At 68.3% G+C, this 25,158-nt stretch carries 25 protein-coding genes; 19 read left to right on the forward strand and 6 right to left on the reverse strand.

Annotated elements, in window-relative coordinates; genetic code table 11:
- Positions 1 to 16: 16 nt before the first annotated feature.
- The 12 genes from LT972_RS03670 to LT972_RS03725 all read left to right on the forward strand — a co-directional run bounded on the left by LT972_RS03670 (position 17) and on the right by LT972_RS03725 (position 9,139).
- Positions 17 to 790, forward strand: coding sequence for a DUF7537 family lipoprotein (locus LT972_RS03670; protein WP_232571847.1), 774 nt, complete (start codon positions 17 to 19; stop codon positions 788 to 790).
- Positions 791 to 859: 69 nt separating this feature from the next.
- Positions 860 to 1,870, forward strand: coding sequence for a 2-phospho-L-lactate transferase (gene cofD / locus LT972_RS03675; RefSeq protein WP_232571848.1), 1,011 nt, complete (start codon positions 860 to 862; stop codon positions 1,868 to 1,870).
- Entirely contained in the window at positions 1,870 to 2,601 is a 732-nt protein-coding gene (locus LT972_RS03680; protein WP_232571849.1) for a tRNA-dihydrouridine synthase, read from the forward strand. Before cofD ends, LT972_RS03680 begins: the two co-directional genes overlap by 1 nt.
- A complete protein-coding gene (locus LT972_RS03685; RefSeq protein WP_232571850.1) occupies positions 2,598 to 3,440 on the forward strand; it encodes a triphosphoribosyl-dephospho-CoA synthase in 843 nt (280 codons plus the stop codon). The genes LT972_RS03680 and LT972_RS03685 overlap by 4 nt, the downstream gene beginning before the upstream one ends.
- 38 nt (positions 3,441 to 3,478) lie before the next feature.
- Positions 3,479 to 4,078, forward strand: coding sequence for a DUF447 domain-containing protein (locus tag LT972_RS03690; RefSeq protein WP_232571851.1), 600 nt, complete (start codon positions 3,479 to 3,481; stop codon positions 4,076 to 4,078).
- A gap of 32 nt (positions 4,079 to 4,110) precedes the next feature.
- Positions 4,111 to 4,971: a hypothetical protein gene (locus tag LT972_RS03695; RefSeq protein ID WP_232571852.1), complete on the forward strand. Its 861-nt coding sequence runs from the start codon at positions 4,111 to 4,113 to the stop codon at positions 4,969 to 4,971.
- Positions 4,972 to 5,015: 44 nt separating this feature from the next.
- Positions 5,016 to 5,291 carry a type II toxin-antitoxin system HicB family antitoxin gene (locus tag LT972_RS03700; RefSeq protein WP_232571853.1) on the forward strand — a complete coding sequence of 92 codons (276 nt, stop codon included), beginning with the start codon at positions 5,016 to 5,018 and terminating at the stop codon, positions 5,289 to 5,291.
- A gap of 3 nt (positions 5,292 to 5,294) precedes the next feature.
- A complete protein-coding gene (locus tag LT972_RS03705; RefSeq protein ID WP_232571854.1) occupies positions 5,295 to 5,546 on the forward strand; it encodes a type II toxin-antitoxin system HicA family toxin in 252 nt (83 codons plus the stop codon).
- 67 nt (positions 5,547 to 5,613) lie between these two features.
- On the forward strand, positions 5,614 to 6,597 hold the full coding sequence (locus LT972_RS03710; RefSeq protein ID WP_232571855.1) for a deoxyhypusine synthase: 984 nt from the start codon (positions 5,614 to 5,616) through the stop codon (positions 6,595 to 6,597).
- Positions 6,598 to 6,997: 400 nt separating this feature from the next.
- On the forward strand, positions 6,998 to 7,177 hold the full coding sequence (locus LT972_RS03715; protein ID WP_232571856.1) for a 30S ribosomal protein S17e: 180 nt from the start codon (positions 6,998 to 7,000) through the stop codon (positions 7,175 to 7,177).
- 49 nt (positions 7,178 to 7,226) lie between these two features.
- Entirely contained in the window at positions 7,227 to 8,258 is a 1,032-nt protein-coding gene (gene asd / locus LT972_RS03720; protein WP_232571857.1) for an aspartate-semialdehyde dehydrogenase, read from the forward strand.
- Positions 8,259 to 8,302: 44 nt separating this feature from the next.
- On the forward strand, positions 8,303 to 9,139 hold the full coding sequence (locus tag LT972_RS03725) for a hypothetical protein (protein ID WP_232571858.1): 837 nt from the start codon (positions 8,303 to 8,305) through the stop codon (positions 9,137 to 9,139).
- Here the strand turns inward: LT972_RS03725 and LT972_RS03730 are convergent.
- The gene (locus tag LT972_RS03730; protein WP_232571859.1) at positions 9,136 to 10,083 is read right to left on the reverse strand and encodes a D-2-hydroxyacid dehydrogenase; all 948 of its coding nucleotides are present in this window, start codon (positions 10,081 to 10,083) and stop codon (positions 9,136 to 9,138) included. The genes LT972_RS03725 and LT972_RS03730 overlap by 4 nt on opposite strands.
- Positions 10,084 to 10,240: 157 nt before the next feature.
- On the opposite strand from LT972_RS03730, the gene LT972_RS03735 reads away from it, so the two are divergent.
- The 3 genes from LT972_RS03735 to LT972_RS03745 all read left to right on the forward strand — a co-directional run bounded on the left by LT972_RS03735 (position 10,241) and on the right by LT972_RS03745 (position 11,606).
- Positions 10,241 to 10,468 carry a hypothetical protein gene (locus LT972_RS03735; protein ID WP_232571860.1) on the forward strand — a complete coding sequence of 76 codons (228 nt, stop codon included), beginning with the start codon at positions 10,241 to 10,243 and terminating at the stop codon, positions 10,466 to 10,468.
- Positions 10,469 to 10,882: 414 nt separating this feature from the next.
- Positions 10,883 to 11,128, forward strand: coding sequence for a UPF0175 family protein (locus LT972_RS03740; RefSeq protein ID WP_232571861.1), 246 nt, complete (start codon positions 10,883 to 10,885; stop codon positions 11,126 to 11,128).
- Entirely contained in the window at positions 11,118 to 11,606 is a 489-nt protein-coding gene (locus tag LT972_RS03745; RefSeq protein WP_232571862.1) for a DUF3368 domain-containing protein, read from the forward strand. The genes LT972_RS03740 and LT972_RS03745 overlap by 11 nt, the downstream gene beginning before the upstream one ends.
- Before the next feature lie 172 nt (positions 11,607 to 11,778).
- Here LT972_RS03745 and LT972_RS03750 read toward each other — a convergent pair whose 3' ends face one another.
- Both LT972_RS03750 and LT972_RS03755 read right to left on the reverse strand, forming a co-directional pair.
- Positions 11,779 to 12,033, reverse strand: a complete 255-nt coding sequence (locus tag LT972_RS03750) for a hypothetical protein (protein WP_232571863.1) — start codon at positions 12,031 to 12,033, stop codon at positions 11,779 to 11,781.
- Positions 12,034 to 12,396 (reverse strand): helix-turn-helix domain-containing protein, encoded by a 363-nt coding sequence (locus LT972_RS03755; protein ID WP_232571864.1) that lies wholly within the window; start codon positions 12,394 to 12,396, stop codon positions 12,034 to 12,036.
- 344 nt (positions 12,397 to 12,740) lie between these two features.
- Between LT972_RS03755 and LT972_RS03760 the strand changes: the two genes are divergently transcribed.
- Positions 12,741 to 13,919: an outer membrane protein assembly factor BamB family protein gene (locus tag LT972_RS03760; protein ID WP_232571865.1), complete on the forward strand. Its 1,179-nt coding sequence runs from the start codon at positions 12,741 to 12,743 to the stop codon at positions 13,917 to 13,919.
- A gap of 69 nt (positions 13,920 to 13,988) precedes the next feature.
- On the forward strand, positions 13,989 to 14,210 hold the full coding sequence (locus LT972_RS03765) for a hypothetical protein (RefSeq protein WP_232572641.1): 222 nt from the start codon (positions 13,989 to 13,991) through the stop codon (positions 14,208 to 14,210).
- A 239-nt stretch (positions 14,211 to 14,449) separates the two neighbouring features.
- On the opposite strand, the gene LT972_RS03770 is transcribed toward LT972_RS03765, so the two are convergent.
- On the reverse strand, positions 14,450 to 15,301 hold the full coding sequence (locus tag LT972_RS03770; RefSeq protein ID WP_232571866.1) for a hypothetical protein: 852 nt from the start codon (positions 15,299 to 15,301) through the stop codon (positions 14,450 to 14,452).
- Between the two features lie 249 nt (positions 15,302 to 15,550).
- Between LT972_RS03770 and LT972_RS03775 the strand changes: the two genes are divergently transcribed.
- Entirely contained in the window at positions 15,551 to 17,170 is a 1,620-nt protein-coding gene (locus LT972_RS03775; RefSeq protein WP_390226280.1) for a SufS family cysteine desulfurase, read from the forward strand.
- Between the two features lie 3 nt (positions 17,171 to 17,173).
- Here the strand turns inward: LT972_RS03775 and LT972_RS03785 are convergent, their stop codons facing one another.
- Positions 17,174 to 18,079, reverse strand: a complete 906-nt coding sequence (locus tag LT972_RS03785; RefSeq protein WP_232571867.1) for a plastocyanin/azurin family copper-binding protein — start codon at positions 18,077 to 18,079, stop codon at positions 17,174 to 17,176.
- 357 nt (positions 18,080 to 18,436) lie between these two features.
- Between LT972_RS03785 and LT972_RS03790 the strand changes: the two genes are divergently transcribed.
- Positions 18,437 to 23,554, forward strand: a complete 5,118-nt coding sequence (locus LT972_RS03790; protein WP_232571868.1) for a multicopper oxidase domain-containing protein — start codon at positions 18,437 to 18,439, stop codon at positions 23,552 to 23,554.
- On the opposite strand, the gene LT972_RS03795 is transcribed toward LT972_RS03790, so the two are convergent.
- Positions 23,555 to 25,093, reverse strand: a complete 1,539-nt coding sequence (locus LT972_RS03795) for a lipopolysaccharide biosynthesis protein (RefSeq protein ID WP_232571869.1) — start codon at positions 25,091 to 25,093, stop codon at positions 23,555 to 23,557.
- Positions 25,094 to 25,158 lie beyond the last annotated feature (65 nt).

Raw genomic sequence — 25,158 nt, forward strand, 5'->3', positions numbered from 1 at the left:
TGTGCCAAGCCGCCGTATGCGACGACAGTTCGCCACACTCGCCGTGGTCGCGCTCGTCCTCGTCGCCGGCTGTGCGGCCGGCGGTGGCGGCGACGGCGCGACGACGGCGCCCGGCGACGAGAGCGGCGACCCGCTGTACGAGACGCCGCTGAACGCGAGCGCGGTGGCCGACGCCCACCTCGCGGCGCTCGAAGACGCCGGGTCGTACACGGTCACGTCGAACGGGACGCAGACGGTACAGAACACGACGACCGAGACCAGTTCGGTGGCTCGCGGTGACCTCTCCTCGGGCGCGGTGGCCACGAGTACGGCAACGAGCCAACGCACCGTCGACGGGTTCGCGTTCGGGAACGGCACCGCCTACCAGCGCTACCAGACCGGGAACGAGACGGAGTACGTGGACGCGTCCGGCCGGATGGGGTCGGCGAGCCAGTACGGCCGCGGTACCGTCGCGTCCTACGTCACGCTGTTCGACTTCGCGTACGCGGGCACGACCACGGAAAACGGCGAGACGGTCCACGTCTACGAGGCCGAGGGAACTGACGCCGTGAACGCGTCCGCGACGGCGTTCCGGGGGCTCAACGAGTCGAATTTCCGGTCGGCGTCCGCGACGATGCACGTCCGCGAGGACGGACTCGTGACGCGCGCGGGCTACGACATCACGGTGTCGTTCCGCGGGACCGAACAGCGCCTCGCCGTGACACAGCGGTTCTCGGCGCTCGGCGAGACGACCGTCGAACCGCCGGCGTGGATAGACGACGCGCGAGCGAACACGTCCAGTTCCTCCTGACTTCGCCCTTTTCCCCCGGCGCCGTCCGGTGACACAAGGGTTTACCGCGCCGCCCCCCGAGTACGGCGTATGACGACGTTCCTCGCCGGGGGGACCGGCACCCCGAAACTGCTCGCGGGCGGCCGCGAGGTCTTCGACCCGGCCGACACCACGGTCGTCGGCAACACCGGCGACGACGTGGAGCTCGGCGGCCTGCTCGTCTGTCCGGACGTCGACACCGTGCTGTTCGAGGGCGGCGACGTCTTGGACCGGGAGACGTGGTGGGGTATCGCTGGCGACGAGTCCACGACCCACGACTACCTCGGGGACCTCGCCGAGCGCGCGGGCATCGACCCCGAACCCCGGTATCTCGACGACGAACAGCAGACCGCGGGCCGCCGCCTCGCTCGCTGGCGGCGGTTCTCGGGCGCGGCGGAGTTCATGTACCTCGGCGACCGCGACCGCGCGGTCCACACGCTCCGCACCGGCCTCCTCGACGAGGGGAAGACGCTCACCGAGGTCACCCGCCTGCTCGCCGAGGCCTTCGACCTCGACGTCGACCTCGTGCCGATGAGCGACGACCCCGTCGCGAGTATCGTTCACTCGCCCGACGGGGAACGCCACTTCCAGGAGTTCTGGGTGGCGGAGGGCGGCGACCCGGAGGTCGTGGACGTGGAGTTCCGGGGCGCCGACGACGCGACCGCCGCCCCCGCCGCGGTCGAGGCGATACGAGACGGCCCGGTAATCGTCGGGCCGTCGAACCCCGTGACGAGCATCGGGCCGATGCTCGCGCTCGACGGGATTCGGGACGCGCTCGCCGACGCGACGGTGGTCGCCGTCTCGCCGTTCGTGGAGGACGAGGTGTTCTCCGGCCCCGCCGCGAAACTGATGGAAGCCACCGGCTACGAGGCGTCCACGGCGGGCGTCGCGGACGCCTATCCGTTCGCGGACGCGTTCGTCCTCGACGACGCCGACGGCACCGACCTCGACCGACCGGTCGTCCGCACTGACACCGAGATGACCGACGACGCGGACGCCGAGCGCGTCGCTCGCGCGTGCCGCGAGGCACTCAGCCGCGTCGGCGCGGCGGAGGTGGCCTGATGTTCGCGCCCAGAGTCGCGCTCGCCAGCCTCAGCGGCGAGTCCGACGCCGAGTGGGCGGAAGCCTGCGCGCGCCCCGCGGGCGGCGCGTTCCTCGGTGGAATCGCCATCGACGAACCGACGCGGGAGGCGGCTCGCGCGATGGTCGACCGAGACCGCGAGGAGTTCCTGCCCGACGACCCCGTCGCGTTCGTGGACGGCCAACTCGGCGAACTCGACGACGCGTTCCTCCGGGCGGGCGTGAACGTCCGCACGACCAGCCTCGACCCGCTCCGGGACGTCGCGGCGGTCTGTGCCGACCGCGACGCGATGCTGGAGGTGAACGCGCACTGCCGGCAGGACGAGATGTGCGACGCCGGCGCCGGCGAGACGCTGCTCCGGGACACCGACCGCCTCTGCGAGCAGGTCCGCGCGGCGAGCGACGAGGGCGCCGACGTGACCGTGAAAGTGCGATCCGAGGTCGAGGACGTGCACCTGCCGACGCTCGCGAAGGCCGTCGAGCGCGCCGGCGCGACCGGTATCCACGTCGACGCGATGGACTCCCGGCGCGTGATTCGGGACGTGGCCGAGGCCACCGACCTGTTCGTCGTCGCGAACAACGGCGTCCGCACCCGCGAGGACGTCTTCGAGTACTTCGCGTACGGTGCGGACGCGGTGAGCGTCGGGCGTCCGAGTCGGGACCCCGAGCGCGTGCGCTCCGTCTATGCCGCGGTGAAGGAGTGGTTCCTGTGACGCCCGCCGAGCGCGCCGAACTCGCGCTCCTGCTGGAGGTCGCGGGCGCCCCCAAGCCGGGGAACGTCGACCGCGAGCGCGACCTCGCCGACCTCCGGTTCGAACAGTTCCTCGCGGGCGCCGTGGGCGCTCGCGCGGGCCTCGAACGCGCCGCCGACCCCGAGGAACCGCTCGGCGACGCCTTCGAGACGGCGGTCGCGGGGATGGCCGACGCCGCCGGCACGAACACGCAGTTCGGCTGTCTGCTCCTGCTCGCGCCGCTCGTGCGAACCGCGGCGACCGGCGACCTCACCCGAGAGCGCGCGACTGGCGTGGTCGAATCGACGACCGTCGCGGACGCCGCTGCCTTCTACCGCGCATTCGACCACGCCGACGTCGCGGTCCAAGAACCGCCTGAGGGAGCCGCGGAGTTGGACGTGCGACGCGGCGCGAACGCGGTGCCGGCGCTCCGCGACCGCGGGCTGACGCTCGCGGACGTGCTGGAACTGAGCGCGGACCGCGACGCGAACGCCGGCGAGTGGACGCGTGGATTCCCGCGCGTGTTCCGCACCGCCGCCCAAATCGAGGCGAGTGACGGCCCGCTCGTCGACCGCGCCGCGGACGCCTTCCTGCACTTGCTCGCGGAAGCGCCGGACACGCTCGTCGCCACGAACCACGGCGAGGCGGTTGCCCGAGAGGTCCGCGAGCGCGCGCTCGAACTCCAGTCCGCCGACCGCGACGCCGTCCGCGCGTTCGCCGACGAACTCGTGGAACGCGGCGTGAATCCGGGGACGACGGCGGACCTGACCGCGGCCGCGCTGTTCGTCGCGCTCGAACGCGGGGTGTCGGTGCGTGACTGACTGGGGTGTCGCGACGCGACTGACTGGGGTGTCACGACGTGACTGACCCGGATGGCAAACGGGCTGACTGGCCGGTCGAACTGCGCGGCGTCACCGAGACGGTGGTCGCCACGCGCGGCCCGAACGACCGCTGGAACCTCGCCGCGCTCGGCGTCCACGCGCCCGCAGACGGCGGGCCGGCGACGGCGACGACGTTCGGGAACACGCGCACGCGCCGGAACTTCCACCGCGAGGGCGGCGGCTACGTCCAGTTCGTCGACGACCCCGTGGTGTTCGCGGACGCCGCGCTCTCGATTTCGGAGTCCGAGGAATCGGTCGTCGAGGGCGCGACGGCGTGGGCGCGCGTCGACGCCGAGCAGACGGGAAGCGAGGCGGACGGCGACACGCGCCTCGAACACTGGGCGCTCCGCCCCGTCGAGAGCGACGTCGTGCGCGAGTCGCCGTTCGCGGTGAATCGCGGCTTCTACGCCGTCGTGGAGACGACGGTGGCGGCGTCCCGTCTCGGCGTGGACGGCTACGACACCGAGACGCTCCGCGAGCGCCTGCGGTACTTCGCGGACGTGGCGCGCAACTGCGGCGGCGACCGCGAGCGCGAGGCAATCGAGCGCGTCCGCGAGCACGCCGACGGCGACTGGTGAAAGCATTTACCGGACGGCGGCCAACCCCGAGTATGCGCCGCCGCTCGCTCCTCGCGTCGGGTGTCGCCCTCCTCGGCTCCGGGCTCGCGGGCTGTCTCGGCCAGTCCGGAGACGACACCGCGACCGAGTCACCGACCCGGTCGGAAACGCCGACGACCAGCGATACCGAACCCGTGACGGACGCCGACGTCTCGCTGTCCGCGAGCGTCGAACGCCTCCAGCCGGGCGCGGTGGTGCTCGGCGTCGACTCGATTTCCACTGTCGGCGACGGCTCCCAGTACCTCTACTACCGCGTCGACGTGACCGATGGCGACCCGCCCGACCGCCTCGACTTCGGGTTCCGGTACGGCGGCGACATCTACTCGCCGGGAATCGACACCGGCGGCCAACTCTGGCGCGAATCCCGGACTGACGACCGGTACACCGCCGAGCGCGGGGAGGGGTGGCTCGTCTTCGAGTTGCCCGCGACGCGGGCCGCCCGGCACGCCGCCCTCACGGTCGGGAGCACCGAGTGGCCGGTCGGCGAGTCCGTCCGCGAGCGCCTCGGAGCACCCGCGCCGTCGCTGTCGCTGGACTGGAACGTGGACGCCGAACAGACCCCCGGCGAGACGCCGATGTCGTTCGCGGTGACGAACGACGGCGACCGGGACACACGGTTCGTCGCGGCGCTCAACGCGGAGAACATCGACGCCGCGTACGCGCCAATCGAGGCGTTCTCGCGCCGGATTCCCGGCGGCGAGACGGTGTCGTGGGAGTTCGTCCACGAGAACGGCGTCGCGCCGGGGAGCAACGCGGTCAGCGACGGCGAGGTGGACGGCCGATACACCCTCGACTGGACGGGTGGCCGCCGCGAGCAGGCGGTGCGGTTCGTCGCCGAACCGAGCAGCGAGTAGGTGCCGGCGAACGTTTAACCGATTGAACGACGAACCTCGACGCGATGGCGAGTTCGACCCGCGACGGGGACGACGGCAGTCGGGACGCGGAGATTCGGCTCTGGCGAGAGGACGACTGGTGGCTCGCGGAGGACGTCGAGACGGGCGTTACGACGCAGGGCGAGTCCCGCGAGGCCGCGCTGTCGAACCTCGACGACGCCGTGGCGCTTGAGCGCGGCGACGCCGGACGTGAACCGACCGAAGCGGAACTCCGCGCGGTCGGCATCGACACCGAGGACAACGCCACGGGCGACGAGGAACCGCCGGACGTACTCGACTGACGGATGGCCCGCCGAACGTTCTCCGGCGAGGAAGTAGTTCGCGTCCTCGTCAACTGCGCCGGCTTCGAGTGGCGTCGAACGACCGGCGACCACGCGCAACTGTCCTACGAACACCCGACCAACGAGGACGACACGAGACGGGTGACGGTCCCGCTACACGACGAACTCCGGACGGGAACGCTACGCGCAATCGCTGACGACGCGGGAGCGCGCGACTTCGACGCCTTTTGCGCGTGGCTCGACCGGAACGCGTAGCCTCGGCGCGTCGCGGTCGCAGACGGATGTCGGGACGTTCAAATTCGCGCGCTCACAAACAGTGTCCATGACCGACGACGACACGCGCGAGAACGTCCTGCCGGGGTCCGACGAGGAACTGGACACGCCGGACGTTCGCGGCTACGACTTCCGCGGGGAGTTCGACTTCTTCGAGATGCTGGACTCGTACGCGACGACCGGCTTCCAGGCCAGCCACCTCGCCGAGGCCGTCGACATCACGAAGGAGATGCGCGAGGACGACGCCACCGTCTACCTGACGCTCACGTCGAACATCGTCTCCTCGGGCCTCCGAGAGGTCGTCGCGCACATGGTCCGCGAGAACTACGTCGACGTCATCATCACCACCTCCGGCTCTCTCACCGAGGACGTCATCAAGACCGCGAAACCGTTCAAGATGGGCGAGTGGGACGTCGACGAGGCCGCGCTCCGCGAGGAGGGAATCAACCGCCTCGGCAACATCTTCGTCCCCTCGGACCGGTACGTGTGGCTCGAAGAGTACCTCTACGACTTCTTCGACGACTTCTTCGCCGAGGAGAAGGTCCGCACCCCGACCGCGTTCGCGCGCGAACTCGGCGAGACCCTAGACGACGAGGACTCCATCCTGAAGAACGCCGCCGACAACGACGTGCCCATCTTCTGTCCGGCGCTCACGGACGCCGAAATCGGGAACTTCCTCTACTACTACCGGCAGGGGTACGACTCCGACGTCGGCATCGAGATTCTCGACGACTACGACAGCCTCATCGAGGAAGGCCTGCTCGCCGACGAGACGGGCCTCATCGCCGTCGGCGCGGGCGTCCCGAAACACCACGCCATCATGACGAACCTCTTCCGCGGCGGCGCCGACTACGCTGTCTACATCTCCACCGGCATGGAGGGCGACGGCTCGCTGTCGGGTGCACCGCCCGAGGAAGCGGTCTCGTGGGGGAAAATCAAGGACGACGACGCCGAACCGAACTACACCCAAATCGAGGCCGAGGCCACGCTCGTGTTGCCGCTGCTGGTCGCGGGCGCGTTCGAAGACGAGTAAGTCTCGTTTCTTTATCGTAGCGTTCGTTCGCTTCTGTACCTGATTCGCGGAGTTTGACACCTCGAAAGCTCCGAGGCTGTGGACTCGGTGCGCTCGCTGCGCGCGCTCCCGTCGGTCGCGTGCTTGCGTCGCCCGCCTTCGTCCACAGCCTCGCCCCTTTCAGTCCCGCCCGGTACCGGCTGACCGACTGGCGCGGTGGGACTGAAAGGGGCGGCCGTCTCGGCGAACCCCGGCGACGCGAGCACCGAGCGAGCGAAGCGAGTGAGGCGCGCGGCGAGCCGCGGGAGTCGAGACGGCCGGGGCTTTCGAGGCCGTGTCGACCATGTACGAGGGCGTACGGTCTGTTCGGCACGGCTCCCGAAACGAATCCTTTTAACGCACGGCGAGTGAACACGCGAACATGGCCATCAAGCCCGACTACGTCAAGAAGACCGGGAACATCCTCATGGAGCGATACGAGGACGCGTTCTCGCGCGAGGACTTCGACCACAACAAGAAAGCCGTCACCGAGCTGACGAACATCGAGTCCAAGGAAGTGCGCAACCGCATCGCGGGCTACATCACGCACAAGCGCAACTAAATTTTCCACGACCCGAAGGGGTTTCACTGTACCGTCCCGAGGGACGGGTATGACTAGCGTAGGCGTACTCGGAGCGACTGGCGCGGTCGGCCAGCGCTTCGTTCAACTGCTGGACGGCCACCCCGAATTCGACGTATCCGTGCTGACTGCGAGCCCCGCGAGCGCGGGCGACTCCTACCGCGAGGCGGCGAAGTGGCGTCTCGACACGCCGATTCCCGAGGACGTGGCCGAGACCACCGTTCGCGCGACCGACCCCGAAGAGATTCCCGACGACACCGACCTCCTCTTTTCGGCGCTGCCCTCCGACGTGGGCGCCGCGGTCGAACCCGAACTCTGCGAGGCCGGCTTCGTCGTCTCCTCGAACTCCTCGAACGCGCGAACCGACGAGGACGTGCCGCTCGTGATCCCCGAGGTGAACGCCGACCACCTCGACCTCATCGATGTCCAGCGCGACGAGCGCGGCTGGGACGGCGCGCTCGTGAAGAACCCGAACTGCTCGACGATTACGATGGTGCCGACGCTCGCCGCAATCGACGAGTTCGGCCTCGAACGCGTCCACGTCTCGACCCTGCAGGCCGTCTCCGGCGCGGGCTACTCCGGCGTCTCGTCGATGGAGATTCTGGACAACGTCGTCCCCCACATCGGCGGCGAGGAGGCGAAGATGGAGACCGAGTCCCGGAAACTCCTCGGCGAGTTCACGGGCGCCGAAGTCCAGTACCACGACGCCGTCGTCTCCGCCTCGTGCAACCGCGTGCCGACCCTCGACGGCCACCTCGAGAACGTGTTCGTGGAGACCGACGACGACCCGACGCCCGCGGACGTCGCCGACGCGCTCGCGGACGCGCCGACCCTCGACCTGCCGAGCGCGCCCGACCCCCTGATTCGCGTGTTCGAGGAGCCCGACCGCCCGCAGCCGCGCCTCGACCGCATGGCCGGCGACGGCATGGCGGTCGCCGCGGGCGGCATCCAGACCACCGACACCGGCCTCCAGTACAACTGCCTCGCGCACAACACTATCCGCGGCGCCGCCGGCGCGAGCGTCCTCAACGGCGAACTGCTCGCCAGCGAGGGCTGGCTCTGAGAACGGACCGAGCGTTTTAGCCCGGCCCTCGCGAACACATCCCCGTGACCCGCGTCGAGTGGACGTACACGGTCGAGACCAGTCGATTCCTCCGTCTGCTCGCGGTGGCGGGCACGGGCGCGATTGGCTCGCTCTTCGTCTTCCTCGCCGTCGCCCTCGGCTTCGTCGTCGTCGACTTCCTCCTCGCCGGCGAGTTCGCGATTCTCGGCGTCCTGCTCGCGTTCGGGCTGCTCGGCGCGCGTCGACTCGCGACCCACGCCGCGCTCTTCGGCAGCGAGACCCCGACCGTCACCGACCTCCTACCGGCCCGGGAACTGCTCGCGGCGAGCGTCTCGTGGGCAGTTTTGCTCGTCGCACTCGTGGCCGCCGGCGTGCAGTCGGAACTGGCGTTCGGCGCCCTCGTGCTCGTCGCGTTCGTCGCTCTCCCGCTCGTCGCGTTCCTCCGAAGCGACGGCTACGTCGACACCGACGAGGGCGTGGTCGCCGTCGACAGAACCGGCGGCAGCGGCAGGGACGGAACGCTCGCCGGGGTCGACGCGGTCCGGCGATACGACCTCGGGCACATCGCCGTTCTCCGCGTCCGCTACCACGACGGCACGGGCTCGTCGGCTCCGCGACTCCTGACGGTTCCCGTCGAGCGGGCCGGCGCCGTCAAGCGCGCCCTCGTCTCCAGCGACGCCGAACCGCCGGAGAGCGACCGGAATCCGCTGATAGCGAAGACGCTGTACGCGTTCGCGCTCGGGTCGTTCGCGGTCGCCGCCGGGTTCGGCTACTTCGCGTGGACGGCGGACGGCGACGCCACCGGCATCGGCGTCTACGTCGCGCTCTTCGTCGGCGTCTTCGGCCTGCTGTTCGCGTGGCTCGGCTACACCGAGGGCTAGTCAACTCGATTTTCCAGTTTTTCGCCGGCGTCCAGATTACGGACGTTCGTCGCGAGAATTTCAGCGAGGCGCGGCCAGTGTTCCGGCGTGTGGCCGGCGTTGTGCGGCGTGAGCAGGACGTTCTCGAAGTTCCAGAGCGGGTGGTCCTCGGGCAGCGGCTCGGGGTCGGTGACGTCGAGTGCGGCGCCGCGAATCGACTGCTTGCGGACGGCGTGGACGAGCGCGTCGGTATCCACGACGCCGCCGCGCGCGACGTTCACGAGCACGCTCTCCGGCGGGAGCGTGTCGAACTCGGCCTCGCCAATCAGGCCGCGGGTGGCATCGGTGAGCGGCGTCGCGAGCACGAGGTAGTCGGTGCGAGCGAGCGCGTCGTGAACCGCCTCGTCGTCGAACCCGACGACTTCGTCGGTCGGCCCGCCCTTCTCGGGCGTGTACCGGATTCCGACGGTGTCCACGTCGAATCCTCGCAGTCGCTCCACGACGGCGTGTCCGATGGCGCCCATCCCGACGACGGTGGCGGTGGAACCGCCGAGTTCGCGGGCCTGATAGTGGCGGTACTCGCGATTCCGCTGACGGCGCCACCCCTCGTGGAGGTCGCGGGCGAATGTCAGGAGATAGCCGAGCACCTGTTCGGCGATGCTCGGCGCGTGGATGCCCGCGGCGTTCGTCACGGCGACGCCGCGCTCGCGGAGTTCGTCCATCGGCAGGTGGCCGTAGCCGGCGTACGCACAGGCGAACAGGTCGAGGGCACCGGCGGCCTCGAGCAGGTCGCTGTCGATGCTGCAGCCGGTGACGACGCGCGCGTCGGCGACGAGTTCGCGCTCCTCGCTCGGCGTGCGCGCCAGCGCCACCTCGCGGTCGGGCAGGCGCTCGCGGAGTTCCGCGGCGTACTCGTCCATCGACAGGCCGTGTGTCCCCCTCCGTAACACCACGATGTCGGTCATCGCCTGCGACGTGGACGCCGCCGGTCGTAAGCGTTGTGCGACGCGAACCCGGCCGCGTTCCCGGCGCATATCGCCTCGACAGCGCCCCTCTCCTCCGAACGCGCCCTACTCGCCGGTTTCCGAGGGGTTTTTCCGTCGTATCGTGTACGACCGAACGATGAGTCAGTCCCAGCCTCTCTCGTGCGCGGCGAAACTCGCGCGCGTCGTGCTGGACAACTGCGGCCCGCTCTCCGCCGAGGAAGTGGCCGACGAGGGACGCCTCTCGGAAGCCCAAGCCCGCGACGCGCTCGAAGAACTCGACGACGCGGGCCTCGCGGACTGCGTCTGCGGGCTCTGCCCGACCAAGCAGGAAGTGTACGCCCTCACCGACGAGGACGGGGCGTAACCCTCTTTCTCCGCGGCCCCCAACAGCACGTTGCGCGCCGTTAGTCCCCGACCGAGTCTGTCCACTCGGACGCGATGACCGCTCGGAGAACCCCGGCGTGCGACATCCGGTCGGCTCAGCCGGCCCGCGCCCGCGGTCGCGTCGTCACCGCGAACTGAGAGACGGCTCGCGCCGTCTCGTCATCCGGTGCTCGCTTCGCGAGCGCCCGACTCGCCGGCTACCGCCGGCTCGTCAATTGGGGAGTCTGATGGACTCCCCCGCCCGCCACGAGGGTTTCCCGGCCGACGCGGCACGCCGCCACGGGATGAGGCCGGTCGTTAGTGTCGCGGGCGCACACTGAGGCCTTCCAGCGCCCGCTGTGTTCTGTTTCGGATTAGCCAAACACTCAAGAATCACCTGCGCCTATCTCCCGCCATGGCGACGATCGAAATCGACGACGACGTCTACGAGGCGTTACAGCTCCCGGAAGCGGAGCGGTCGTCTGCGATGAAGCGAGAGTTGGCGGTCTCGCTGTACGCCCGTGACGTTCTCTCGTTCGGGAAGGCGCGCGCCCTGGCCGGGCTGTCGAAGCGGGAGTTCCAGCGCCTGCTCGGCGAGCGTGAGATTCCCCGCCACTACGGCGAACGGGAACTCGAAGAAGACATCGAATATGCCGAATAGCCGGCTGGTCGTCTCGGACACGTCCCCGTTGTTGAACCTCGCACTCATCGACCGACTCGGCCTCCTCGAAGCCCAGTTCTCGGAAGTTACGGTTCCACAGCAGGTCTGGGACGAGCTTACCGACGGGGAGGATGGACTGGAGGCGCTCCGTGCGTTGCGCGACGACGGATTTCTACACCTCGTCGAGGTGGAACGCTCGGACTTGTTCGTGGAGCTCTTCCACGAACTCGACCTCGGTGAAACGGCGGCAATCTGTTATGCCGTCGAGGAGGACGCTAACTTCGTTTTGCTCGACGAGCGAGACGGACGACGCGTCGCCCGCAGACACGACTTGGACGTCACGGGCGTAATCGGAATTCTCCTTCGCGGAGCGAACACTGGGTCGATCGACTTGAAACACGAACTGGACGCCCTCCGCGAAGCGGGATTCTGGATTTCCGACGACCTCTACGAACGGGTTCTCTCCGAAGCCAGATAGTCGTCCTCCTGCGAATAGGTTGCCACAGGTATCCGACTCCACGTCCGCCGAGCCTACTAGTAGATTCTCGCCCGGTAGTGTCGCGGGCGCACATTCCATCACCGTAGATACGTCTCTATCTCGTCGACGACGCTATCGACAAACGCATCCGTGACTCGACCCTGCCAGGCAATCAGGTCCTCAATCCGTGGTGAGTGGACTGCCCACGGAGAAACGAACGAACGCTGTGGAACACACCAACGTCCCAGTTGTCTGAACTCATTACAAGTGAATCCCGGTACTCTTTGGTCGATACTGCGACAGCGAGGAACTGCTCGTCGTTGAACGGGTGGGACTCATTGTTGACGATCAGCCACGGTCGCTGGCTGTCCTCGCCTAGCTTGAACGGGTCGGAACTCCGGACAACGTCGCCTCGTTCCGGCTGCATCTATTCGTCCCGCTCGCTGGGGTGAGGTTCGTCCGGCGCGACTGCGTCCCACTCGTCTGGGTCAATGCCGTCATCGTCTTCGTTGAGCCGTTCAGTGACGTCGTGGAGTCGGTACGCATCCTTCACTCGATCGAGATCATCCGTTATTGCCCAGTACTCGCCGCGGTGACGGACGAGCTCACGTTCTTTCAGGCGAGAGAGTGCTGTCCCAACCGTGTTCGGGTCTTCGTCGATTCCGGTAGCGATTTCCGAACGAGTGAATGCGTGATCCTGGTGCGAATAGAGGTACGTGAGTACCTGTTCCGGGACGCTCGGGTTGTTCGGGAGGTCGTCGGCCTCGAACGCCTCGATTCGAACGGGCATGTGTTGTACTTGGTGTGCTTCCGTAATCAATGTACTGTCGTACTCGACGTGCCGGTAGAGTCCACAGGATACTACGCCAGATACGAACACCGCCCTTCTCATCGAGTCTACTAGTAGAAATTCGCCCGGTAGTGTCGCGGTCGTACACATCGAAACTCCCCCGAATCGACGGCTATCTGGCCTCTCGCGCGTCACGAAATTGCTGAAATCGGAGCCAAATGTGCTCACGCATCGCTACGTACAGAAGATGTATTCTGCAGCCTGGCACCCAGCGACCAGCAATTTTCAAGCGATGATTTAGTCTAACCAAATAGTATTATGGCTGGCTATACCAAATTCGTCCAATGCCCTCTAGACGCCGCTTCCTGACCACCACCGGTGCTGCCGCTTTTGCTGGTTTGGCTGGCTGTATGGGTGGTGTTCGTGACTACTTCGAGAACGATACCACTGTGGAGGGCCCTTGTGACGATTCACCCGCTACGTGGCCAACCGCTGGGGGTGATTCCGGTCGCACCGGCCAAACTGATACCGCTCCCCCGGCTCCCGACGCCGACGCTGTCGATATCCTCGCGGGCATCCACGAGAACGGACGCCGACAATTCGCCGCCGCACTCCCAACCGTCGCAAACGGGACAGCATACGTTCCGGTGACTAGTGGACTCATCGCGGTCGACCTCCAGTCCCCACTGGACGGGGCGCGCTGGAAGTACGACCTCGACGACCAGACTAAGGCAGTGCCACTGATTACTTGTGGGCTCGCCTTTGTCCCCGGACTGAATCGTCTGGACGCTCTAGATCAGAGGACTGGCGACCGGTACTGGCGTCTTGATGACGGGAGTCGAGAGGCCACGTCCGTCGCGTCGCGTGGTGAAACCATCTTCCTTGCTGGGCCGTCTCTGATTGCAATCGACATGCGGACCGGAGACCGCCTGTGGAGTGCTGATGGTGGTGACACGCTCGCGCTCGACGATGCGGGCGTCTACAGCACGAGAAACGCCAACGGGACTGGTGACATCTACGCCCACGATTTAGACGGCGAGCAGCGGTGGCATCTCTCCCTCGGGAAGATCGTCGGGTCGGCCTCCGTTCAGGAGGGGACGGTCTGGGTTGCGGACAATCGGGTAACGGTTTACGCGATTGACGCTCGAAGCGGGGAGACGTTCTGGTCGCGGTCGCTCGATGGCGTCGAGAAGATTCACTCCGGTCTCGCCGTCCGTGGCGATGACGTGGTCGTCCCTGCAGGTATGGGCAGTACGAGTTTCGTCCTCGACGCAGCGACCGGTGAGACACGCTGGGAGCGGGATACCGGGATGGTTACTGGCCGTCCGGTCATCGGTGATGATTGGGTCGCGCTTGGCCGGACGAACACCGGGGTCACGCTCTACGACCGAGGGGCGGGCGACCAGCGAACGACCTGGTCACGCGAGGAGTACGGACTGGGGACGATCGATGGTCTCGTCGCGGTTGAAGAGGGGTTCGTGGTTCGCGGCGGAACGAACTCGGGACTAACGCTGATCCGGTGAGCGATGTAGGCGAATTATCTGTCGGCATCGCTACGAAACGCTTTCGGCGATCTACCCATTAGTACAGGTATTTCCACGGTAGTCGCAACACCCGACGCGGACGAGACATGTGCGTACTGTGAGTCGCGAATCTTCGACCACGATCCAATCTGTGTCCGTGACTGTGACGAGGACTGTGGGTCGCCTGTTTACTTTTGTAACTACGCCTGTCTCTCGGCGTACATAGACGAGAATAGCCTCACGACGGGCGATGCATGTGAGTGGAAGCCTGACGAAAGCGGCTGTTGCTAATTGGGTATCTCGGTAGGTTCGAAGGAATCCTTGTCGTTGAGTACGCGCATAACACATGGAAATTCACTCTCGCCGGTGAGACTCACGAGTACCCTCTTCTGTGACACTGCCAGAGAACTACTCGGCGAGCGGGTCTTGTACTGAGCACCGTACTCTACTGTGGCTACTGTGAACTCTCGCCCGGACGTGTCCCGGGCGACACTTCCGTCAACCGCGCTGTCATCGTTTCAGTCGCCTGCTCAGGAGTTCGCCAGAATCGCCGGACCGAGCGACTGCGCGGCCTGTTCGGCGAGATACGAGGATTCGTTCTGCCACGGCGGGGCCTCGACGCCCGTCGCCAACCGGTAGTAGACGTTCTCTGGACCACCTGTGAGGCCGGCGAACCCGAAGGTGTACTCGCCGCGGGTGGGTTCGTCGTGGAGCGCGAACGACGACGCGCTCCCGTCCGCGCCGGCCGTCACGTAGACGGCCTCGCCGGGTTCGAGGCGCGCGTCCGTCGTGACGGTGCCCGTGACGTCGTCGGGCATACGGCTGATGCTGGCGCGTTGTATGGTCTCGTTCGCTCCGAAGACGTCGAACGTCGCGTTCGCCGGCAGATCCTCCTCGCCGGTGTTCCGAATCTCGACGGCCTGCCCGTCCTCGACTATCGACAGCGAGAGCTGGGGGACTTCGCCGACCCACGCCGGCGGGCCGGACCACTCCACGTCCGTGTCCAGCGTTATCGAACTCTCGACGTACGTGTTGTTCGCGTCCTCGATCGGACCCTCGCGGTCGTAGGGGATGTTTTCGAAGGATTCCTCGACGCCGTGGACGACGCCCTCGGACGTGACGAGTACCGTTCCCTCGTACGCCGTGACCGATTCCTCGTCTTCGGCGGTTCCGTCGGCGCTGAGTTGGACGAACGTCCGGCCGCCGCGCTCGACGGTGCCGTTGACACTGTAGTTCCCGAGAGCGAGCGAGGACCGGAGCGTGTACCGTGGGCCGAACAAACTGTCTGGCTGCCAGACGCCACCGTGGTGCGTGGTGTTCTGCAGGACGGTGTACGCAGTCTCGTTGTCGAGTGGGCTGTCCGGGTAGTTCTCGAACGTCATCCGGACGTAGCCGCGCGAGCCCGTCGCGTAGAACTGTTCTGTGGTTCTCCCGTCGATAGTGCGGTTGTGCACGCTGTAGTACGGCGTCTCGTTCGCGCCGCGCACGTAGTGACGGAAGTGGCTCTCGTTCTCCGTCGTCCACGCAGACGTGAACGCTGGTGGCCGTTCTCCGCCGAAACTGCCGGTCGCTGTACGCGGCCAGCGTTCCGCCACCCACAGCTTTTTCGGCGAGTCGTGCCGCTTTCTGGTATGGACGTCGAGTCGATACGCGAGGACTTCCCGATTCTCGACCGCGAGGTTGGCGGCGAACCGCTCGTCTACCTCGACAACGCGGCGACGACGCAGACGCCGACGCAGGTGTCCCGGACGTTCACCGAGTACTACGACGAGTACAACGCGAACGTCCACCGCGGCATCCACCAGTTGAGCCACGAGGCGTCGGTGGCCTACGAGGACGCCCACGACCGACTCGCCGAGTTCGTCGGCGCGGACGGCCGCGAGGAGATGGTGTTCACGAAGAACGCCACCGAGGCCGTGAATCTGGTCGCGCACGGCCTCGGCCATCAGCACCTCGAACCGGGGACGGCGGTCGTGACGACGGAGATGGAACACCACGCCAGCCTCGTGACGTGGCAGCAAATCGCCGAGCGCACGGGCGCCGAGGTGCGGTACGTGGAAGTCGAGGACGACGGGACGCTGGACGCCGAGCACGCGAAGGAGGTAATCGACGAGGACGTGGAAATCGTCTCCGTCGCGCACGTCTCGAACGTCCTCGGCACGGTCAACCCGGTGCGCGAACTCGCGGACCTCGCACACGACAACGGCGCCGTCATCCTCGTGGACGGCGCCCAGTCCGTCCCCACCCGGCCAGTGGACGTGACCGACCTCGGCGCGGACTTCCTCGCGTTCTCCGGGCACAAGATGGCCGGGCCGACCGGTATCGGCTGTCTGTACGGCCGCAGGGACCTGCTCGAGGAGATGGACCCGTTCCTCTACGGCGGCGAGATGATTCGCCACGTCACGTTCGACGAGGCGACGTGGAACGACCTGCCCTGGAAGTTCGAGGCCGGCACGCCGCCGATTGCAGAGGGCATCGCGCTCGCCGCGGCCGCAGACTACCTCGACGACATCGGGATGGACGCGGTCCGGAGACACGAGGACGAACTCGCGCAGTACCTGCTGGACGAACTCGCCGAGCGCGAGGACGTGGAGGCCTACGGCCCGCCCGCGGGCGTCGAGCGAACCGGTCTGGTCTCGTTCAACGTCGGCGACGTCCACGGACACGACCTCTCCGAAATCCTGGACGACCGCGGCGTCGCGGTGCGCGCTGGCGACCACTGCACCCAGCCGCTCCACGACGTGCTCGATATTCCCGGTTCCGTGCGCGCGTCGTTCTACGTCTACACCACTCGCGAGGAGGTCGACGCCCTGCTCGACGGCATCGAGGACGCGGCCGAGCGCCGCGACGGCCTGCTCGCCTCTGACCGCTACCACGACCGCGTGTTCGAACACCACCGCGACCGCACGAACGCGGGCGGGCTCGAAGACGCGACGTTCCGCAAGCACTCCGCGGAGACCAGTTGTGGCGACGAGGGCGAGTTCCACGTCGACCTCGCGGCCGACGGCACCATCCGCGAAATCGGCTTCGAGAGCCAGTCGTGTGCGGTCAGCACCGCGGTCGCGAGCATGCTCGCCGACCACCTCACGGGCGAACCGGTCGACGCGCTCGCGGACCTCGATGGCACCGTCGAGGCCCTCCTCGACGGCCAGTTCCCGGACGTCCGCCGCGACTGCGTCGTCGGCCCGGAGGACGTCATCAGCGAGGGCGCGACCGAACACCTCGAATCGGCGCGCTCCGCGGACGACTGACGCCTACGCGCCGCCGCTGCCGCTGTTTCCGCCGCCTCCGCTGCCGCCGTTTCCACTACTGGCGTTTCCGTCGCCACCGCTCCCGCTGTTTCCGCCGCCTCCGCTGCCACCGCTTCCGCCGCCACCGCCTCCTCCGCCGCTCGCGGCGAGGTCGCTCCACGACACGGTGTCCTCGGCGACGATGTTCGACGGCTGGAGCGCGGGGTCGGTGAGCGTCGCGCGCGCCAGCCCCACCGGCCCGACGCGGGGTTCGGGGAGCGCGTCGGCGTCCTCGGTCTCGAAGCGCGTCTCCGTCTCCGCGCCGACGACCACGCGCATCGCCATCCCGAACGTCTCGTGAGGCGAGCAGAGGAAGTCGTAGACGCCCGGTTCGGCGAACCCGAGCAGCCACGTGCTCGGCACCGGTTCGGTCGCGTTCTCCGCCGCGCCGTCACCGCTCCCGTCGCCTTCGCCTCCCTCGTCGCCTTCGCTGGCCTCGCCGCCTTCGCCGCCCGTCTCCGCCGGCGGCTCTATCTGGTCGGGGCCGATGGATTCGGGCCGCCAGCCGAGCAGCGGCGACGAGAACGCCGTCACGCCGGTCGGGATGCGCCGCCGCATCCCGAACGCGGGGTGGTAGGGAACGACGTTGTGGTCGGGGGTCTCGAAGACGAACTGCACCACGTCGCCGGGTTCGACGTGGAGGCCCGTGGGCTCGTAGAAGAAGTCCGCGGGCCGGTCGGGGTTCGTCGGCGGGCCGGCGATGCGCGTCCACACGCGGTGGACGGTGCTCGTCTCCACGTCCGGCACGTAGCCGCCGGGCTGTTCGTCGTCGCCGCGGCCGGCGACCGTACCGCCGACCGCCGCGAACGCGGCACCGGTGCCGAGCGCCGTCAGTACGTCCCGTCGCGACGACCTGAGTGGTGGGGCCATGTCGGCGACTTCGACCGCCCGGAAGTTTGTTACTAACTAGCACGGACTTCGCAAGCCCGGCTTACGAACGGCCGCCGAGCGCGCGCGTCGGCTTACTCGCGGGAACGGCTCGCCTACTCGGGGGCGTTTCGACGCGCCACCCCGGGGATTTCGGGCGGACCGACGCCATATACCCGACGTATCACCGGCTATGGCGGCGTCTATGGCACCGCGAGGGGCGCCGTAGCATGGGGTGACCGCTCTCATAACAAAGGACCGCTCGGCTGTCTGCCCGCGTGACGGAAACGCGTCGCGACCGGCCGGAACCCCGGTTTCACGGGTGACCGGCTCGCGAGCGCGTCGTTTTCGACCGCATCCATGACGAACACCGGACCAGACGACGACTTCGAACCGCAGGGGGAATCGCAGTCGGAGGACGACTCGTGGGTCGACCTGACCCGACGACAGCTACTCGGCGGCCTCGGCGCAATCGGCGCCGGCGGCGCGCTCACCGGCGCGAGCACGCTCGCGCTCCTCGACGACACCGAACGCAGCGCGGGCAACGAACTCGTCGCCGGTAACCTCGACCTCGCCGTGAACTGGCAGGAGTGGTACAACGGCGAGCCCGTCGACGCCTACCCGGACGACGACGGCGACGACCGCAAGGCCACCGTCCACACCCGCGACGAGATAGCGCGAGCGAACTACGGCAGCGACTTCGAGGACCTCGGCGGCGACCGCCGGGAGGCCGTCGAGTCGACGTTCCGCGACCAGTTCACCGACCTCGGCGACGGCGGGCGACCGCCGCTCGTCGACCTCTCGGACGTGAAACCCGGCGACTCCGGACGCATCCGCTTTGGCCTCCACCTCTTCGACAACCCCGGGTTCCTCTCGATGACCGGCGCGCTCCTCGAGGACGCCGAGAACGGGATTCTCGAACCCGAAGCCGAGGCGGGCGACGACACCCCCGACGAGGGCGAACTCGCCGACAACATCAGGGCGCGTGTCAGGTACGAGGGCGCGGAGTACGACGACGTGGAGTACGAGGGGACGCTCCGCGACGTCGTCCGGAACTTCGGCGACGAACTCCCGCTGGACGGCGACCGGGACGCGGTCAGCCGCCAGTGCTTCGAGAACTCTCAGACCGAACACGTCGTCTTCGAGTGGAAACTCCCGGAGCACGTCGGCAACGAGGTGCAGGGCGACTCGGTGGCCTTCGACCTCGGGTTCTACGCCGAGCAGTGCCGCCACCAGGATGCGAAGGTCCGCGAGTTCACGATTCACGCGGTCTCCGCGGACATCGTCTACAACGAGTACGGCCTCCACCAGCCCGAGGACGTCGGCGCGATGTACGTCTTAGAGGAGAATCTGGACGCCGTCCGCGAGGCGTCCGGGGTGACGCCCGGCGAGGACGCCGACGTGGACACGTCGGTCATCCAGCCGTTGACGATTCGCGCGAACGTGAACGACGTCGTCGACATCAAGTTCGTCAACCACCTCGACCGGCCCGCGTCCATCCACCAGACCGCGCTTCCGTACGACGTCCAGGAGTCTGACGGGATGCACGCCGGCTACAACGACGACACCATCGCCGCGCCCGACGACTCCATCAAGTACCGGTGGCTCGCGACGAACGAGGGCACGCACTTCTTCGCGGACGGCGCGAACCAGGCCTACGACAGCGCGGACGAACCGCCCGAGCGAGCGAACCTCGCGTCCCGCGGGCTGTTCGGCGCGCTCGTGGTCGAACCGCGGGGCGCGACCTGGACCGACCCGGAGACGGGCGACCACCTGCGCAGCGGCGTGCGGGCTGACGTCCACGTTCCGGAGGGCGTCGACCACCGCGAGTTCCTGACGTTCTACCACACGCCCGAGGGAATCCAGACGGCCGACGGCGGCGAACTCACGTTCCCCGACAGCGACCGCGAGCAGACCGTCCACGCCATCAACTACCGCGCCGACCCGACCGGGAACCGCGGGAAAGAGGAGTTCTACAGTTCGTGGGTCCACGGCGACCCCGGCGGCGGCGACAACGTCTACGAGGCGTACCTCGGCGACCCGACGAAGTTCGTCGCCGTCGGCGCGTCGATCGAGGAGAACCACGTCCACCACCTCCACGGCCACCGCTGGAAGGAGACGAGTCCGCGCACCGACTCCGACACTATCGACTCTCAGACCGTCGGGATGGGTGCGACCTACGAGAACAAGTTCGTCACCGCACACGGCGACATCGCGGCGGGGTTCGACGACTTCCGGACGGTGCGCCCCGAGATGGCCTTCGGGGAGGGGTTCGCGGTCGGCGCGGGCGGCGCCCACGGGAGCGCGGGCGACTACCTCTTCCACTGCCACCTGTTCCCGCACTACGGCGAGGGGATGTGGGGCATCTTCCGCGTGAACGACAAGGAGCAACCGGACCTGAAGACGCTCAGGAACAACGACCCGCCGATTCCGGCGGACTCCGACACGCCGGGGTTCCCCGACTTCATTCCGGGCGAGGACGGCGAAGCGCCGCCCGCGCCGCCCTACGACGGGACCCGCGAGCCGACCGACGCCGAGCGCGAGGCGCTCCGCGACGGCGTGCCGCCCGGCGCGCCGTACACCGACCCCGCGGACCCGGACGTGGAGTACGGCGACGACGGCGACTTCGACCCCGAGGAGGGCGAGATTCGGGAGTACACCATCGTCGCGCTCGACGCCGACGTGGTGTACAACGACGACGGCCACCACGACCCGGAGGGCATCGTCTACGTCCTCGAGGAGGACGCCGAGAAGGTACGGAACGGCGACCTGAACCCCGAGCCGCTGTTCGTTCGCGCGAACGTCGGCGACCTCGTGAAGGTGACGCTGAAAAACGAGACCGCGGGCGGGAAGTCCAATCACATCCACTTCGTCTCCTACGACGTCCTCGGGTCGGACTCGCTGTCGAACGGCTACAACTACACCCAGCAGGCCGACCCCGGCGAGGCACTGGAGTCCCAGTGGTACGCCGACGAGGAGGGGATGATATTCTTCCACGACCACATCACGGGCATCGACGACGTGATGAACGGGTCGTTCTGCGGGCTCATCGTCGAACCGCCGAACTCGACGTGGCGCGACCCGTTCTCGGGCGAGGAGATTCGCAGCGGCGCGCAGGCCATCGTCGAGAATCCCGACGGCGAGGACTTCCGAGAGTTCGCGCTCCACTACCAGGACTTCGCGCAACTCCGCGAGCGGAACGGCGACTTCGTGAACCCGGACGTCCAGCACAACGAGAACGCGGGTACGATGGCCATCAACTACCGGAACGCGCCCTACTACAACCGCGACGACTTCGACGGCGCGTACGTCCACTCGTCGGCCGCACACGGCGACCCGCCGACGCCGCTGCTCGAAGCCTACGAGGACGACCCGGTGCGCATCCGCCTCGCGCAGGGCGCCTACGAGGAGTTCCACAACTTCCAGATTCACGGCGGCGAGTTCAGCCTCGACGCCGAGGGGCTGGCGCCCGAGGACACCACCTCCCAGATTATCGGCGTCTCGGAGGCGTTCTCGTTTTCGTTGATTGCCGGAGACGGCTTCGACCACCTGGACAACACCGCCGGCTTGCCGATTCGCGACCACCTCTACGGGTCGAGTATCGCGACGGACCTCTGGGACGGCATGTGGGGCATCTTCCGCGTGCTCGGCGGCGAAGTTTCCCACCTCGAACCGCTCCCGGACCGCGGCGCGCCCGAGGACACCATCGCGGACGACGACCTGGAGGCGATGGGGCACCCGGCGCCCCACGCCGACTTCGACTGGGCCGAGTACGGACAGGAAGCGCGCCTGCGGTACGGGCCCGACGACGACCCCGCGTTCCCGCCGGACCGCGACGACAGGCAGAACGGCGACGTCGCCGACGCGCCGCCCGCGCAGGCGCCGTCGCCGGGCGACCCGTGTCCCGACGACGCGGACGTGCGGACGTACGACGTGACCGCGTTCCAGCACGACATCGAGTACAACGACTACGGCGACCACGACCCCCACGGCATCGTGTTCGCACTCGACGAGCACGTCGAGGAGATTCGAGACGGCACGCGTCAGCCCGAACCGCTCACGATTCGCGCGAACCGCGGCGAGTGCGTCGAAATCAACCTCACGAACGAGTTGCCCGAGGAACTGGACGACGACCACCCGCACCCGAAGATGCGGACCTCACAGCCGTGGGACGTCTCCTCGCGCATCTCCCTGCACCCTCAGCGCGTGACCTACGACGTGAACGGGTCGGACGGCACGGCCGCGGGGTTCAACTGGGACCAGACGGTCGCGCCGGGCGACACCGTCACGTACCGCTGGTACGCCGAGGAACTCGTGGACACGTGCGTGCTGTGGGACCACGCCGACGTTCGCGGTCACCGCCACCACGGCGCCTTCGGTCGGTTCGTCGTGGAGCCGGCGGAGTCCGTGTGGCTGGACTCGGCGACGGCCGAACCGCTCGTGCCGTTCACCGACGTGCCGGGCGTCGCGCCGAACCCGACGCCGACAGCGATGCTGAAAGACGGCACGGGCGACGGCGACGACTTCCGCGAGTTCGCGCTTGCGTTCGCCGACGGCCAGTACATCATCAACGGCGACGACGACTTCGACAACTGCGTCGTGCCGCCGGGCGACGGGGCCGACCCCGACGACCCCTGCAACCAACTCGGCGACCCCGAGGAGCAGGGGTTCTTCTCGGTGAACTACCGCTCCGAGCCGTTCGTCCGGCGCTTCGAGGAGAACGACGACCCGTCGCGCGTCTACGACTCGGACCTGCACGGTGACCCCGCGACGACGCTCCCGGCGGCGCTCACGGGCGACCCGGTGGCGTTCCGCGTCCACATGACCGCCGACAGTTCACGCGGTCTCGCGTTCCACCTCTCGGGCCACCAGTGGAACCGCAAGCGGGACATCCTCGCGTCCGAGAAAATCGGCGTCGACGACCAGTTCGTGCCGGGGCGCGCGGTCCGCATGGAACCGTTCGGCGGCGCCGGCGGGCTCGCCGAGTCCGCGGGCGATTTCGTCTACCAGGAGACGAAACAGCGCCGGCGACTTGAGGGCGGCCTCTGGGGGCTGTTCCGCGTTCGCGAGCGCCTCGACGACTTCGACGCGCCCGTCCAACCGCTCCCCGACCGCTCGGAAGGCGTGGACATCCGCGACCGACCGGGGTGGGTGGTGGCGACCGGCAACGTCACCGCGTCGGCGGGCACAGACGTGCTGGTCGGCGTGCCGGACAGCGACCTCGGCGGGCCGAACGCCGGCGCGGCGTACCTGTTCGCGGCGCCCGTCGACGAGGACGACATCACCGACCTCTCGGGCGCCGACCTCCAGATTCTCGGGACGCGACCGGGCGCCCGCGTCGGCACCGCGGTGGCGTTCGCGGACGGCGACGTGCGCCAGCAGGGCGACGGCGCCGACTTCGTGGTGCGCTCCGAGGACGACACCTACGAGTTCGCGGACGCCGGGGAGATGTCCGGCACGGTCGTCGTCGACGAGTAGTCACGTCGGCAACAGCCCGCGGTAGCGCGCCGCGAGCGTGCCGGCGAGGCGGCGCTCGGCGTGCGTGAAGCCCAGCCATCGGAGCGCGAGCGCGTACGCCGCGAGGCCGCCGAGCGTCCCGACGACGGGCGCCACCGGATTCGAGAGGACGACGTTCGCGGCGAGCGCGACGGCGGTCAGCGGCACCGCCGCGAACAGGGGGTAGGCGTGCCGTCGCGTAAACGGCTGGAGGCCTTCGAGGTGGTAGAGGACGGCGACTTCGAGACCGTTGTTCAGCGTGAGCATCAGGAGGTAACTCGCGACGAGCCCCGGCAGGCCGTAGAAGACGGTGAGCGGGACGGCGGTGACGACGAGGATTCCCGTAATCAGGGTGTTGACGACGAGGAGCGCGCGCTGGTTGTCGGTCATCGTCAACAGGATGCCGACGCTCCCGGCGGCGCAGGCGCCGTACTGCGCGAGGACGAACGCGGGGAGAAGCCACGCGTACTCGACGAACGTCGGGCCGAACAGCGCCATGACGGGCCGCCGGTAGACGATTGCGGGCACCGCGAGCGCGGTGACGCCGACGAGCACGAGCCGGCTGGTGACGTGGTAGAGCCGGCTGAGTGCGCGCCGGTGGCCGTCGTCGTGGAGCGCCGCGGCGACGGGCGGGATGAACTGATTGACGCCCATCAGCGGGAGTCGGACGAGCGCGCCGACGAGCACGCCGACGGAGAACACGCCGCCAGCGACGCCGGTGAGGAACGCGACGATGAGCGGGTAAAAGCCCAGACGCTGGACGGTGGTTGCGATGCCGCCGACGAACAGCGGGAGCGTGAACCGGAGGTAGCGGCGCTGTATCTCGCGGACGCCGGGGCCGCGGAGCCGGGGTCGGAACCCGCGTTCGCGCGCCAGCCAGACCGCGACGGCGGTGCCGGTGAGCGCCATCGACGCGACGACGCCGACGGCGACCACCACGAGGTCGTCGAAGACGAGCGCGCCGACCGCGCCGACGGCCAACTGCGCGGCGGGGAAGGCCACGCGCATCGCGACGTTCAGGGGGCCGACGGCCTCCAGTCCGCGCAGGAGTTCCGCAGTGGTGAACAGCCAGACGGTGGCGGGGAGGCCGAGCGCGAACACGCCCAAGAGAGTCTCGAACTGGCCGCCGAGTTCGGCGTAGTCGGCGACGACGGGCGCGGCGGCGAACAGCGCGACGCCGAAGACGCTCGCGACGCCGAGCAGGAGGACGGCGGCGAACGTCGCGATGGCGTCGCGTTCGGCCTCGGAGTCGGCGTTCGGCACGAACCGGCTGACGCCGCTCCGGAACCCCAGGGACAGCGACCGAAAGAGCCGCTGGAGGCGGCGAGCGAGTGCGAACACGCCGTACGCGGCGGCGGACGTGCCGTTCGTGAGGACGGCGGTGAACGCCACCGTGAGCGCGCGCTGGACGAGGATGCTCGGGACGGAGACGGCGGCGCCGTGCGCGACGCGTTCGAGCGCGTCGTCCAGGCGCGCCTCCACGGCCTCGTCGTCGGGCGACTGGTCGGCGCTCCGGGGCACGCGCTCGCTTGCCGGAGGCCGGAGATAAGTCCGGTGGTGTCGGAACCGAGACCGTGTAGAAACGC

The sequence above is a fragment of the Halobacterium litoreum genome, assembly GCF_021233415.1.
GTDB lineage: Archaea > Halobacteriota > Halobacteria > Halobacteriales > Halobacteriaceae > Halobacterium > Halobacterium litoreum.